11 protein-coding genes are annotated in these 15174 nt (G+C 33.4%); 8 read left to right on the top strand and 3 right to left on the bottom strand.

The window, feature by feature from the left end; genetic code table 11:
- Nucleotides 1–6 precede the first annotated feature (6 nt).
- The 4 genes from parS (at nt 7) to ABD816_RS11545 (ending at nt 7795) form a co-directional block, all read left to right on the top strand.
- On the top strand, nt 7–459 hold the full coding sequence (parS, locus tag ABD816_RS11560) for a type II RES/Xre toxin-antitoxin system antitoxin (RefSeq protein WP_344927493.1): 453 nt from the start codon (nt 7–9) through the stop codon (nt 457–459).
- Nucleotides 459–914, top strand: coding sequence for an RES family NAD+ phosphorylase (locus ABD816_RS11555; protein WP_344927492.1), 456 nt, complete (start codon nt 459–461; stop codon nt 912–914). Before parS ends, ABD816_RS11555 begins: the two co-directional genes overlap by 1 nt.
- Before the next feature lie 218 nt (nt 915–1132).
- The gene (locus tag ABD816_RS11550; RefSeq protein ID WP_344927491.1) at nt 1133–3211 is read left to right on the top strand and encodes a M13 family metallopeptidase; all 2079 of its coding nucleotides are present in this window, start codon (nt 1133–1135) and stop codon (nt 3209–3211) included.
- A 273-nt stretch (nt 3212–3484) separates the two neighbouring features.
- A complete protein-coding gene (locus tag ABD816_RS11545; protein WP_344927490.1) occupies nt 3485–7795 on the top strand; it encodes a reprolysin-like metallopeptidase in 4311 nt (1436 codons plus the stop codon).
- 76 nt (nt 7796–7871) lie between these two features.
- Here ABD816_RS11545 and ABD816_RS11540 read toward each other — a convergent pair whose 3' ends face one another.
- Nucleotides 7872–8516, bottom strand: coding sequence for a hypothetical protein (locus ABD816_RS11540; protein ID WP_344927489.1), 645 nt, complete (start codon nt 8514–8516; stop codon nt 7872–7874).
- A 104-nt stretch (nt 8517–8620) separates the two neighbouring features.
- Between ABD816_RS11540 and ABD816_RS11535 the strand changes: the two genes are divergently transcribed.
- From ABD816_RS11535 to ABD816_RS11520, 4 genes are all read left to right on the top strand, one after another.
- Entirely contained in the window at nt 8621–9955 is a 1335-nt protein-coding gene (locus ABD816_RS11535; protein ID WP_344927487.1) for an aspartate kinase, read from the top strand.
- A 269-nt stretch (nt 9956–10224) separates the two neighbouring features.
- Complete coding sequence (locus ABD816_RS11530) at nt 10225–11763, top strand: YifB family Mg chelatase-like AAA ATPase (RefSeq protein WP_344927485.1); 1539 nt, start codon at nt 10225–10227, stop codon at nt 11761–11763.
- 220 nt (nt 11764–11983) lie between these two features.
- A complete protein-coding gene (locus ABD816_RS11525) occupies nt 11984–12985 on the top strand; it encodes a YHYH protein (protein WP_344927483.1) in 1002 nt (333 codons plus the stop codon).
- 216 nt (nt 12986–13201) lie between these two features.
- Nucleotides 13202–13828, top strand: a complete 627-nt coding sequence (locus ABD816_RS11520) for a DUF6702 family protein (RefSeq protein ID WP_344927482.1) — start codon at nt 13202–13204, stop codon at nt 13826–13828.
- A 52-nt stretch (nt 13829–13880) separates the two neighbouring features.
- On the opposite strand, the gene ABD816_RS11515 is transcribed toward ABD816_RS11520, so the two are convergent.
- Entirely contained in the window at nt 13881–14429 is a 549-nt protein-coding gene (locus ABD816_RS11515) for a pyridoxamine 5'-phosphate oxidase family protein (protein WP_344927480.1), read from the bottom strand.
- 78 nt (nt 14430–14507) lie between these two features.
- Nucleotides 14508–15080, bottom strand: coding sequence for a toxin-antitoxin system YwqK family antitoxin (locus ABD816_RS11510; RefSeq protein WP_344927478.1), 573 nt, complete (start codon nt 15078–15080; stop codon nt 14508–14510).
- Nucleotides 15081–15174 lie beyond the last annotated feature (94 nt).

The raw sequence follows: 15174 nt of genomic DNA, 5'->3' as shown, positions 1-15174 counted from the left end.
ATAGTTATGAGTGCAGTAACCCCCTTGGATTTTGATGATTTTGAAAATAAAGGACTTTTACGATACCTTAATATAGATATTCCTCTGCGCAATATGTATGATTTTATCGAGCTGTCCAGAAATGGTATTGATAAAAAATCATTATTGCACCTAGCAAAAACTATTGATTTTGATTTAAATGAACTTGCACATGTACTTCATTTATCAGAGCGTACTATTCAGCGTTATGAATTAAATAAAAAATTGAGTACTGAAGCCAGTGCAAAGGCTTTACAATTAGCTAAACTATACGCTAAAGGTGAAAATATTTTTGGAGATTTGGATCGTTTTAAAAATTGGATGGAACACCCTAACATGGCTTTAGCAACAAAAAAACCAAAAGAACTTTTAGATACAACATTTGGTTTTCAATTATTAGTAGAAGAATTGGTACGCATTGAACACGGAATTTTTGCATAATGCAGGTGTATAGAATAGCCAAACAAAAATACATTAAAGATCTTACCGGAATTGGAGCAAAAACTGTAGGTGGTCGATGGAATCCTAAAGGTGTTGCCGTTTTATATACAAGTACTTCTGCTGCGCTTTCCGTCTTAGAAGTATTAGCACATTTACCCGCTGCTTATTTTCCAGATAATATGGCAAAGGCATCCATAGAAATTCCAGATGAATTGATTTCTTTTATAGACACGAGTGAGCTACCCAGAGATTGGGATAAAATTCCTCCATCTACAGGAATTCAACATTTCGCAATGAATTGGATTTCAGAAAATACGTCTTTAGGATTAAAAGTTCCCAGTATTATAGTTCCCACAGAATATAATCTTCTAATTAATCCATTACATCCTGATTTTAATTCTGTAAAATTAACTGAAATAACACCTTTTAGTTTTGATACAAGATTGTTAAAATAACTACTAATGATATGTTAATTAGTGTTTGTTTGATTTGATTTCAAATAATTGATTTTCAGTAACTTATTCTTGTTTATTTTTGTGTTACGTTAAATTTTACCACGAAATTTCTTACATATTTTCATTTTATATATCTTGCTAACATTTGTTAGTGAGAACATTTGTTTGTTTAGATCTAAAAAATACAATAAAATCAATCATCATAAACGTGTAATAAAATGAAAGTGAAATTAAAATTAGTATATGCGATAACAGCTTCTTGTATCCTGTTATCAAGTTGTAAAAAAGAAGTAAAGAAAACAGAAACTTCAGAGCCAGTAGCAACGGTAGAAAAAATACCGGGGATTATTTTGGAGAATATGGATAAAAGTATCAGTCCAAAAGAAGACTTCTATAATTATGTAAACGGTAGCTGGATGAAAACTACTGAAATCCCTGAAGATCGAACACGTTGGGGAGGTTTTAGCGTTTTAAGAAAAACAACAGATAAGGATGTTCTGGATATTATTGCAGAAGCTAAAGCAAATGGTAAATACGCTGCTGGAACTGACCAGCATAAAGCTATATTAATTTATGAGTCTATATTAGATACAGTGGCAAGAAATGAGGCAGGGATCACTCCATTAATGCCTTCTTTAGAGAAAATAGCAGGGATTAAAAATATAGAAGATCTACAGACAGTACTGGCTAAAGAAACTGCTGTTTCTTCTCCCTTTTTTAGTATAGTTTCCTTTGCAGATTTTGGTAATAGTGCGATGAATGCTGCATATATAGCCCCTAGTGGACTAGGACTTCCAGAAAGAGATTATTACCTGGATACGGATAAGAAGTCGGTAGAAATAAGACAGCAGTATGTAGATCATATTGTAAGAATGCTTCAATATCTGGGAGATTCAGAAGAAGAAGCTCGTAAAAGTGCTAAAACAATTTTAGCAATTGAAACAAAATTAGCATCTCCAAGATTGGATAAAGTACAACGAAGAGATAGTAGAAACTTTAACAATCCAAGATCGATAAAAGAACTTTCAGCAATGACTTCTATTGTAGATTGGAGTAAATTCATAAAAGATGTAGGGGTTACAAAACAATTAGATACCGTTACTGTTATGCAGCCTGCATATATGAAAGCTTTACAGAAAATAATGAAGGAAACGAGTATTGAAGATCTTAAGACGGTAATGCGCTGGGATACTTTTAATAGTGCTGCAGGAAGATTATCTATGGAAATAGAAAAAGCAGATTGGGATTTTTATAGTAAAACCTTAGATGGTGCTATCAAACAGCGACCTATAGAAGAGCGCGCACTTGCCAGAGTTAACAGATCTGTAGGAGAAGCAATAGGACAACTATATGTGGACGCTAAATTTCCTCCGGAAGCAAAAGAAAAAGCTGAAAAAATGATTGCAAATATCATTAAGGCATATCAAAAAAGAATTGAAGTATTAGACTGGATGAGCGATAGTACCAAGGTTAAGGCTATTGAGAAATTAGATAAATTTACTGTAAAAATAGGGTATCCTGATACTTGGGAAGATTATTCAACATTAGCAGTAAAGGAAGGAAATTCACTTTTTGACAATGTAACCGCTGTTGATCAATGGAATTTTAAAAAGAATATGTCAGAAATTAAAGAACCCGTTGATAAAACAGAATGGGGAATGTCACCACAAACGGTTAACGCTTATTTTAATCCATTAAATAATGAAATCGTTTTTCCTGCAGCTATCTTACAACCTCCTTTTTATAACTATACTGCTGATGAGGCTGTAAATTATGGAGGAATAGGAGCTGTAATTGGGCATGAGATTTCACACGCATTTGATGATTCTGGGGCTCGATATGATGCTAATGGTAACCTTGCTAATTGGTGGACAGAAGATGATTTAGCCAAATTTACAGAAAGAGGAGGAGCATTAGCAGAACAGTATGATGCTATTGAAGTACTAGATAGTGTGTTTGTTAATGGTAAATTTACACTAGGAGAGAATATTGGAGATCTAGGAGGTGTTCTTGCTGGTTATGATGGGTTACAAATGCATATAAAAGAGAACGGAAGACCAGAGGATATTGATGGATTTACAGCAGAACAACGATTTTTTATGTCTTGGGCAACAGTTTGGAGAACTAAAATGAGGGAAGATGCTTTAAGATCTCAAATCAAAACGGATCCTCATTCGCCCGGAGCTATTAGGGCTATACAACCTTTACTAAATATTCAAGCGTTTTATGATGCGTTTGATATAAAGGAAAATGATAAGATGTATTTACCGGAAGAAGAACGCGTGCAAATCTGGTAAGAAATAATATAGTTACATAAAAACTGTCTGAGAATTTATTTTTAGGCAGTTTTTTTATGCTTTTGATTTATAGGTGTTTATATATAAAATCTTAAAAAAACAATAATTTTCGAATTTTATGGGGTAACATTTGCTAACGTTATGATACTATTAAGTAAGCATATCTTGTTTATTCATTTAGATTTTTTGGGAGCTTAGTTAAGTCAATAATTTTCTTGAATATTCATACAACTGCTTTTAACATTATTTTTTAAACACTAATTCAACTTGAGTATGAGTAAAATTACATTATCACTTATTTGTATCATTTTTCTTATGTTAGTATGTAGTAAGAATGTTCGGGCACAGGATCAAAATTTCTGGTGGAGCAATTCTTATGAAGAATCTACTAATATTAAAACCGAAATAACAGGAGATTATTCGGTGTATCATTTTAATACAAATGATCTTAAAGACTTATTAAAAGAAGTTCCTTTTAGGTTTTCTGGACAAGAAAGTAAACATATAATCAATTTTCCTGATAAAAAAAATAAGTATAAAAACTATGTGTTAAAAAGAACCGCAGTAATGCATCCATATCTTGCGGCAAAATATCAAGGTATTTTTTCATATATAGGATATGCTGAAGACGATCCATCAGAGATTATACATATTACGTATAGCCAACAGGTTGGATTGCAAGGTAGTATTGTAAAATCAGGGAGTCATACCGTTATCATTAAGCCTTCTGGAACTACATCTTTCGGAATGTATAATACTGAATCAGAAGTAGCTTTATCAGCATTTGAATGTCAGCTAGAGGAGACTGGTCGTAAAAGTGTCAAGTCCAAAAACTCTTTCCTGTTTGAGAATGCAAATGATGGTAATTTAAGAAGGTATCGATTGGCTTTATCAGTAACTGGAGAGTATTCTCAGTATTTTCTTGATGGTACAGAAGCGAATGATGAAGAAAGAAGAACAAAAATAATGACAGCCATGGTAGCATCTATCAATAGAGTTAATGGAATTTTTGAGAGAGATTTTTCTGTTACTATGCAGATAATTCCAGAAAATGATTCTCTTATTTTTTTAGATCAGAATACGGATCCGTATGCTACGGGCAGTCAATCACTAAATAGTGAACTGCAGTCAACCATAGATAATGATCCGCTTGTAGGATCTGATGCATATGATGTAGGACATTTGTTTCAAAAGGAAAGTTCTACCTTTGGTAATGCCGGATGTATAGCGTGTGTATGTATTGATGGGGCAAAGGGAAGTGCATTTACTGCACACGTAGATCCTAGTTCTGATAACTTTAATATGATTGTAGCTCATGAATTTGGGCATCAATTTGGTGGTTATCACGTACAAAGTAGTTCTAATTGTAGAAGTGGATTTAATAGCGAAGTAGAACCTGGCAGTGGAAGTTCTATAATGGGATATGCTGGTATTTGTCCAACAAATGTTCAGAACAGTCCGGATGATTATTTTAATTATGTTGATATCAGAGATATCTCAATATGGACCATTGATAATAGTGATTGTGCAGAGATACTTGATACAGGTAATACTGCTCCTCAGGTAGATGCGGGTAATGATTATATTATTCCTGTATCCACTCCTTTTGTTTTAGAAGGAAATGCATCAGATATTAATGGTGATTCTTCCTTGACCTATTGCTGGGAGCAAAATGACCCAGAGAATCCGGGTTCTTCTAATTCTCCTCAATCTGATTGGAGATTTGGACCACTATTCAGATCTAAGCTGCCAACCTCATCGAATAAGAGATATATGCCTCAATTGGAAGATGTGTTGACAGGTAATTTAACACCTACCTGGGAGGTCTTACCTGCTGTAGATCGATCGATGCGTTTTGAACTAACCGTAAGAGATAATACACTAAATGGGGGTCAATCTAATACAGATGGAATTGATATAACAGTAAATAATAATGCGGGTCCTTTTGTAATGATTTCACAAAATACTAGTGAAACTTTGAATGTAGGAGAATTAGTAACCATTAGTTGGGATGTTGCGAATACAGATATAGCTCCAATCAATTGTTCAACCGTTGATATTTTACTTTCACTAGATGGAGGATATACATATCCAGTTGTATTACAGGATAATACAACAAACGATGGCACAGAAACTTTTATTTTGCCAAATATAGAAACCACAGTTGCTGCTAGAATTATGGTAAAAGCTTCTGATAATATTTTCTTTGCTGTGAATAGTGCAAACTTACAAATACAACAATCAGAGTTTATTATTACAACTGCTAACAGTGCAATATCAGTTTGTCAATCTGATAATGTGATTTATAATATCGATTATAAAACGTTTTTAGATTTTGATGATGAAACTACGTTTTCTACAGAAAACTTACCATTAAATCTACAAGCTGATTTTGACCCGGTATCTGTATCAGGTTCTCAAACTGACGGTATAGCCGTTACCTTAGAGATCAGCGGAACAGAAAACCTTACATCCGGTTCTTATGAATTTATTGTTAAAGGAAATAGTGCTTCCGGAGTAGAAAAAGTGTTGAATCTAACATTAGAAATTTATGAAGATACAGTTAATTTATCAACTTTGTCAATACCAGCAGATACAGAAACCGGAGTTAATATCAATGGTTCTTTTGAGTGGTCAGAAGATCCAAATGTTGAGGATTTTACGATAGAAATAGCTACAGATGAATTTTTTATGACACTAATAGAGTCAGCTACCATTCAAGAAAACCAATATACTGCATCTAATTTAGAGTATAATACAACTTATTTTTGGAGAATTAATAGTAAAAACCCTTGTGGAGTAGACCTGTATTCTGAAGTATCAACATTTAGTACACAATGTGCAGATCCGTTAGATTTTCAATCAGTTTTAGTAAGGTCATCCACGGTAGCATTGAGTTGGGTTGATGAATTTTCATCTTCATGGGATATAGAATATGGACTAACAGGCTTTGAGCTAGGAAAAGGAATATCAATTTCGACAACAGAAAGTCCTACCGAAGTTACCGGATTGGACTCATCTACAACGTATGATTTTTACTTAAAATCTAATTGTTCCATAGGAGGTGCTGGTATTTGGATAGGTCCATTATCTATTACAACTACACCGGATTATTGCGCTGGAGATTATTTTTATGATCAAGGAGGACCCGATGGTGATTATCCAAATAATACGGTTTCAACTACAGTAATTAGTCCAGATGTTTTAGGAGAACGAGTACGTGTAGTTTTTAATTCTTTTAATGTAGAATCTGGATACGATTTTTTGCAGGTTTTTGATGGTCCGGATAATACATATCCTCAGTTATTTGTGGGTAATGGTTATACGGGGTCTGATATACCAACTACTTTTACATCAACAGATGTTTCGGGTAGCTTGACTTTTATGTTTTTTTCAGATATTTCAGTTACAAGTTCCGGATGGGACGCGCAGGTGATATGTGAGTCTAAACCAAATTGTGAAGAGCCTGAGCAGTTTTTGGTGTCTGAAATAACAACTGATGAAGCTACAGTTTCGTGGCAGCAACCAGATGCGTCCGTATGGGAGTTAGAATATGGTGTAAGAGGCTTTACATTGGGTACTGGAATTGTAAATACAATATCGTCCAATTCTTATAATTTAATTAATCTAGAATCAAGTACATCTTATGATGTTTATATTAAAACAGTTTGCGATGAAGGAGGATTTAGCAATGTTAGAGGACCATTAAGATTTATGACAGCTTGTAATCTAGTATCTGATAACCCTAATGAATATTTGATAAACCAAAGTTTTGAATGTGGAGATATAGGTGCATGGAGAATCAATGGTCCTGATAATTCATTATGTCCATCCAATTTTGACGTTTACGAAGATTCATCTCAGACTTGTTTTACTAATGAAATACTTCCTTCTGATGGAGCTTATGCCGCATATACTTCATTTGATGGAAACGCTGGCGACGAATTTACGATAGAACAAAGCATTAGTGTACCTGATGAGGTTTCTAATAACATATTAGCTATGATATCTTATGATTTTAAGGTTTCATATAATATGGGTCTTGCTGATGTCAATGCAGATAGAACTTTTACAGCATCGTTAGTAGATTCAGATAATAATACAATAAAAGTTATAGATGTTCAATCATTTGGATTAGAAAATAATGAAGGAACACTGGATTTGACTATTACTTCAGATGTAAGTCAAGAGATTATAGCATATGCTGGTGAGTTAATTACCATACGATTTGCAGCATATATTCCAGAATCCTATACAGGACCAGCTAGTGCGATGTTAGATAATGTATCTTTAACTATTGAAGAAGTTTTAGTACTCTCTACAGAGGATAATAAGCTATTAGAAGATAACATAGTTATAGCTCCTAATCCTAATAACGGAAGTTTTATGCTTACGTACCAGGGAGAAAATCAATTGAAACAAGCTTTAGTCTATGATATTACTGGTAAATTAATTCAAAATATAGAATTATCCCCACTTAATAAACAGCAACAAATTGGATTACTTGATCCTGAAGCTGGGATATATTTTGTAAACTTTATTTCTTCTAAAGGATCGGTTACTAAAAAGATTAGTGTCAAATAAAACAGAAGTAAAACCAGCGTAATAAAGCTTGCTTAGTTTCTCTAAGCAGGCTTTTATTTTTAAAAGCCCGTCTAATTTAATTTTCTTTAATTTCATTCATTAATAAAAAGGCATCATTTACATATTCTTTTTCCAGAAATAAGGTAAAATAATTAGAAGTCGAGATGATTTCAAAAATTGGAATGCCTTCATATGCTAAAAGTTTAAAAATGTAAAAGTATAGTCCTATAGTTTTTGAGCTGTCATCAGGCAGGGCAATAGACATAGATGATAAGTTGTCGGTAATAGAAAGACAGGTTTCATCTCTAAAATGATCTTCTACAATTTCTTTTAAAGGAGAAGATACTAGAATATTACTTTCCTGAAAATTACTGGAAAAAGTGAAATAGGTATTAGCCTTCTCCTTTACGGTTTCTAATAAATTAGTTTGACTAGTCAGGATAGTATTAGAATTCAGAAATGAATATTCAGTGATTCCTGACCGTACAACGATATCACCCAGATTACCAAGATTGTCAGAATGTTTAATCCGTCTGGGGTGATATCTTCTAAGTGCCATGACAATAGAACCAGGTTTTACAGGTTTTCTCATTTCTCGTTCTACCTGAGGTAACAAGTCGGTAGCTAGTGAACTAAAATTAATAATATCTCTGGATAAAGCATCTTCCAGAAAAGGCTGATGCCTTAATATATTGTGAACACAATCAGTGATGGTTTTCATTTGTTATATATTTAACACATTGTGTAAATATACACTTTTTTGATTAAAATCTTTAATTTTTCTTTTTGATTGATTAATTATGCAACGTTAAAAATTATAATACCATGAAAATTTTAAAGTTTGGAGGTACCTCCGTTGGATCTGTTGAGAATTTGCATAAGGTTAAAGAAATCCTTACTAAAGATACTGAGGAAAAGATTGTTGTATGCTCTGCGATGTCAGGAGTTACTAATCAATTGGTGAAGCTAATAGGATCTGTAAAACTAAAGGATGCAGATGCAATTAACGGAATTCTTCATCAGCTTGAAAATAAGCATAGTATTGTGATTGATGAATTGATTGATGATCAGAAGTTGAAAGGCGAGCTTAAGGAAAGATTATCTTTTATGATGACAGAAATGTTCGACCTATGTAACCAATCTTACTCTGAGATTGTGGATGCTAAAATTGTAACCTATGGAGAAACCTTATTAACGTATATTTTTTCTAATTTTTTAAATACTGTTGGAGTATATAATGAATTGCTTGATGCTAAGGAATTTATGCATGTAGATAATACAGATAATCCTAACATTCAAAAAGTCGGAATAAAATTGAATGAGGTGAAAGAAAATAGAGCACAGACTAACCTGTACATAACTCAGGGATTTGTTTGTAAAAATCATTTAGGTCAAATCAGTACATTGAAGAGAGGAGGAAGTGATTATACAGCAACGATTATTGGATCTGCAATTGATGCACAAGAAGTACAGATTTGGACAGATATTGATGGATTACATAATAATGATCCTCGATATGTTGAAGGAACAAATCCAATAGCACACCTTACATATAATGAAGCAGCAGAATTAGCATATTTTGGAGCTAAAATTCTGCATCCACAAACAGTTTCTCCTATCGTAGATAAGGATATTCCTGTTTTGTTAAAGAATACATTTGATCCTGAAGCTACCGGTACAGTTATTTCTAATAGAATTCATAATAAAGGATTAAAGGCAATTTCTGCAAAAGACGGTATTACAGCTATCAAGATAAAGTCAAATAGAATGCTCATGGCTCATGGGTACTTAAGAAGAATTTTTGAGGTTTTTGATAATTATCATACTTCTATTGATATGATTACTACTTCTGAGGTTGCAATATCACTAACAATTGATGACACCCGTAATCTGGAACAAATTTTAAAAGAATTGGAAGGATATGCTGATGTAACTATAGAAGAGAATCATAGTATTATTTGTATAGTTGGAGAATCTGTTATTGATGATAAGAATTCATATAAACTTTTTGAAATTTTAAATCATATCCCTGTTCGTATGATTTCTTACGGAGGAAGTAATAATAATATTTCTATTCTCGTAGATACTAATGATAAGATACCAACCCTTCAGTTTTTAAATAAGAAATTATTTTTAACACCATCTCATGCAGTTGTATAAGATTGTTTGAATACTAGATATATTGTAAACCAACTATTTTTATATAATTATTGTTTATAAAATCCCAGCACCTAACCCGGTTGGGATTTTATTTTTTACAATTAGTCGATTGGTTATTTGTAATCATAATTAACATAACAAAATATTTGTTATAAATATCTGTTTATTTGGATTCACACTAAGAGTAATACTCCATAAATTAATAATATTTCAAAAAATTTTCTCCCCATTTTAACATATTTCTTCTACATTTAGAAAAAATACAAAATATGCTTATTAAAGTTTTTGGGAGCGCTGTTTTTGGTGTTGAAGCTACCACCATTACAGTAGAAGTAAATATAGATAAAGGGATAGGGTATCATCTGGTAGGATTACCAGATAACGCTATAAAAGAAAGTAGTTTTCGTATCGCTGCCGCTTTACAGAATAATGGATATAAACTTCCCGGAAAAAAAATTACCATCAATATGGCGCCAGCAGATCTACGCAAAGAAGGTTCAGCGTATGACCTTACGTTGGCATTAGGGATTCTGGCAGCGAGTTCTCAGATTAAAGGAGAAAATATATCAGACTACCTGATTATGGGTGAAATTTCATTAGACGGAAGTCTTCAGCCAATAAAAGGAGCATTACCTATTGCGATTAAAGCCAGAGAAGAAGGGTTTAAAGGGTTTATCTTACCAAAACAAAATGCAAAAGAAGCTGCTATTGTAAATGATCTTCAGGTATATGGCGTAGAGAACATAAAAGAAGTTATTGATTTTTTTGATGGGAAAGGCGAATTGGAACAAACCATTGTAGATACCCGAGAGGAATTCTATAAAGAATTAGATAACCCTGAGTTTGATTTTGCAGACGTTAAAGGGCAGGAGAGTATTAAAAGATGCATGGAGATTGCAGCTGCAGGCGGTCACAATATTATTTTGGTAGGACCACCGGGTAGCGGTAAAACCATGTTAAGTAAACGATTACCTAGTATTTTACCACCTATGTCTTTACAAGAAGCTTTAGAAACGACAAAAATTCATAGTGTAGTAGGTCGTATTAAAGAGAATATAGGGTTAATGGCACAACGTCCTTTTCGTAGCCCTCACCATACGATTAGTAATGTTGCTCTGGTAGGAGGTGGAAGTTATCCGCAGCCTGGAGAAATTTCATTATCTCATAATGGAGTACTTTTTTTAGATGAATTGCCAGAATTTAAGAGAGATGTATTAGAAGTAATGCGCCAACCACTAGAGGATAGAGAAGTTACAATTTCACGAGCTAAATTTACAGTAACCTATCCTTCCAGTTTTATGTTGGTCGCAAGTATGAATCCCAGTCCTGGAGGGTATTTTAATGATCCCGATGCTCCCGTAACATCGTCACCCGCAGAAATGCAACGATATCTGAGTAAAATATCCGGTCCTCTACTGGACCGAATCGATATTCATATTGAGGTAACTCCTGTTCCTTTTGATAAATTAAGCGATGAACAAAGAGGAGAATCCAGTGTGGATATAAGAAATAGGGTGATTGAAGCCAGAGATATTCAGACTAAGCGATTTGAATCTTTAGATAAGATACATTACAATGCACAAATGGGAGTACAACAAATTCGCGAATATTGTACATTAGAAGATGCTTCAAAGGAATTGTTGAAAACCGCCATGGAGAGATTAAATCTTTCTGCCAGAGCCTATGACAGAATTCTAAAAGTATCCAGAACCATTGCAGATTTAGAAGGAGCGGTATCTATACAGGGTAATCACATCTCTGAAGCGATTCAATATCGAAGTCTGGATCGTGATGGATGGTTAGGGTAAAATTTTTCACAAAGATATTTTTGTATTCAGTGAATGAATCTTTAGTTCAGAATATACTATTCACAGAAAAGTCTAAGGCATTAGTTGAAAACCTAAATTTACTGTATACTAATTAATTAGTTTTATTGTTTCCAAGGTAGGTTAGTGGATTAAAGCAATCTTGATAAAGAAAAATCTGAAGGCCTTGTATAACTGAAAATAATCTTAAATATCTAATAAAATGAAAAATGATCTAAAATTTAGTTTAAAGGCATTGTTGCTAATGTCATTAGGAGCGATGATGTGTTTTTCTTGTAATAGTGATGATGATGGAGATGATGGTAGCAATGGAGGTGATAGCGAAGATATAGTAGTAAGTGTAGATGCCAGCTTGTTTTCTCAAGGGGATCTTACCATTACAATGGTTCCTTGCACATTATCTGATGGTACAGAAACGGATTGCTGGGAGATCCTTACTTCTAGTATTCCTTCTGATCATGAACAAGGGCCTTGGTGCCCGGATAATATTACAGATGGAGACGAAAAAGGAGGGATATGGTTAGAAAATGGAAATGTATATGATGTCTCCGGAGAATTTATACAGAATATGGCTGCCTTTTATGGAGATGAAGAGTGGTTAATGTATGATGATAATGGGGATATCTTTAAAACAGAAACATTAGAGGATTGCATAAATGCGGCAAATCCAAACGTTGGAGAAGAGTATAAAAATTTCTGTGTGGAATGTCTGCCATCTTATGTAACAGATCTTACGCAAACGTATTTCATTCCTGTTACTCCTGTTAAATTAGATACTTCAATTAGTTTTGGTGGTATGGGACCAGGAGGGGGAGATGGAGCTCCTTCACAAAGGGGTCTAGCATTTAATGGGGTAATTTTTGATGCTCCAGCACCTACAGATGCAATCTTAGGGGCGTATACTATAGCACCATTTGATGATGCTGGTGGACATATTAATACAGGTGCAGGATATCATTATCACGCTGCTACTGGAGTATCAACCCAGCTGTCACAGGATGATGGACATGCTGCTATGATAGGATATGCAATGGATGGTCATGGAATTTATTCCCAGTTGGATACAGATGGATCAGAACCTGATGATTTAGATGAATGTAGAGGACATGCTGATGATACCAGAGGATATCATTATCACGTAGATAATCCCGGGAATAATAATTTCATCAATTGTCTGGCAGGTGCTTATGCAGTTATGAATTAAAAATAGTTAAAGTTCTTGCTATAGGTTATAGTAATCCTGAAAAGGAATTAGAATTGATATATCTTATTTGAATCTGATTCATAGGTTGAGATATCAAGCTTATGCTAAGTACCCATATGTGTAGTTTATACTTTTCGATCACATAGCATCTGGGGATCCTAAAATAATGATGGATGTTATTAATTACAAATACAATATTTTTAGAAATATAATAGTATGATATATCGAAGTTTTATTTTTTTAACTGTACTACTCTTCTCGATATGTGTAAAAGCTCATCAGACAGATATTTCAACAACCATGATATGGGAGCAGGAAGATGGTTCCTGGATGGTGCAAATAAAAACTTCTCTCACAGCATTTCAGCATGAGATAAAAACAAATTTTCCTGAGTATACTACTCCAGAAGAATTTAAAGAAATGGTAATTACTCACGTTAAAAAAAATGTGAGTATTATTTTTAATGAAGATTATCCTGCTATTATTAATAAAGCTTATGTACAGCTTGGACATGAGACTCACGTTATTTTTGAAATTTCCGGGGTTCCGGAAGAAATCAAAAGTATCGTTGTAAAAAATAGTTCTTTTAAGGATATTGGCAGGAATCAAAATGCACTAATCATATTGAAAGATGGACTAAATAAAAAGCAATTTGTTCTTAATAATGCGAACACGCACACAGCAGAATTATATATTGAAGGTAATAAACTTTTCTTACAATCTACTGCGAGACAAGGTGGAGGTATTCTTTATTATTTTGGTATTTTGGTAGTTGTGATAGGAGTTATTAGTATTCTTATTTATTATAAATTAACAAGCGTAAAAAAGGTGAGATTCAGTTGAAGAAAGTTTTTATAAAAATTTAATAATGAAAATTGGGACTAAAATGAATTGATTAATTGGCTTTGTGTATTCCAGTATCATAATTATCAATACTTATTGCATTCTTTTCTTGTCGATATGCTATCAATCGCTTTTCTCCTTGTTTTTCAGCCCAAGATTTCAATTCTGTTCTTTCTTCATTAAAATCCATAAAAGGTACTGCATATCCGCAGGATGTCTGTACTAAATCGAGATCCATTTCTATGATCTGACGAGATCCCGGGATATTCGGAAACAGATGTATGTGATCATGAAACTCTGTATCCTGATTATGAAAAATTTTTGCCTCTCCATATAAACGCAAAATCATTGGTTTATTTTCAAAAGCACAGAACATAATCGTCATTCTGTTATTTCTAAGTAAATGGGCGGCTGTTTCATTTCCACTACCTGTTAAATTCAACCAAATAATTTTAGTAGGACTAACCACCCGAAAAGTATCCATCCCTTTTGGAGAAATATTCACACGTCCTTCGTTTGCTGCCGTTCCTACAAAAAATACGTGTTGACTACGAATAAAATCAGTCAATTCTGATGTTAATTCTGGTATCTTTTTTGCCATCTCTGTTTAATATTTAAAATAATATTGTAAACTTTAATTTTCCAAAGTATGAAGATGGTGATTTAATTGATGAATATCTTAAAAATCACTTAATGATTTTGTTGTAGAAAATTTTTCTGGTTGGGTCATCTCTTGATTTAGAAATGTTTCATTAGTTTTCAAATCATCTTCAAAAGCCAGGATCTGTGACAGTTTTCCAGAGTTTTCATATATTTTCCAGGTTCCTTGTCGTTTTCCATCGATAAATTCTCCTTCGGTTTTAAGTATTCCGTTAGCATAATATTCTTTCCACACACCATGTTCGATACCATTGTGATAGTTTTCAATGCGAGAAAGGTTTTGTTGTGCATCATATATCTTCCAGGTTCCTTGTACTTTGTTTTTACTAAAAAAACCTTCTTTTTTCAGATTACCATTCATATAATACAATTTCCACGCACCATCTAATACCCCTTCTCGAGATGTTCTTACTTCTTTAAGTTCTCCATTTTTATAGTATAGTTTTTCAATTATATTTTGAGGATGAGAGTTGTCAGATTTAATAGTAGCTTCTATCGTGTTTACCAGAATGGTATGAGTTTCTTGTGATGTAAGATTACTTATTGAGATTAAATATAAAGAGATAAAAATAGAGAGTTGGATAGTTTTCATAATAGTTTGTGCTTTAGTGCAATACAAAGATAAGATACGAAATAATTTTCGGTATCCCTAATCCAGTGAAATTGATATCCCTGTTTTCAGGGTT

The organism is Aquimarina addita (assembly GCF_039539305.1).
Lineage (GTDB): Bacteria > Bacteroidota > Bacteroidia > Flavobacteriales > Flavobacteriaceae > Aquimarina > Aquimarina addita.
The sequence above is the reverse complement of the archived record's forward strand: the minus strand, read 5'-3'. Positions and strand labels throughout refer to the sequence as shown.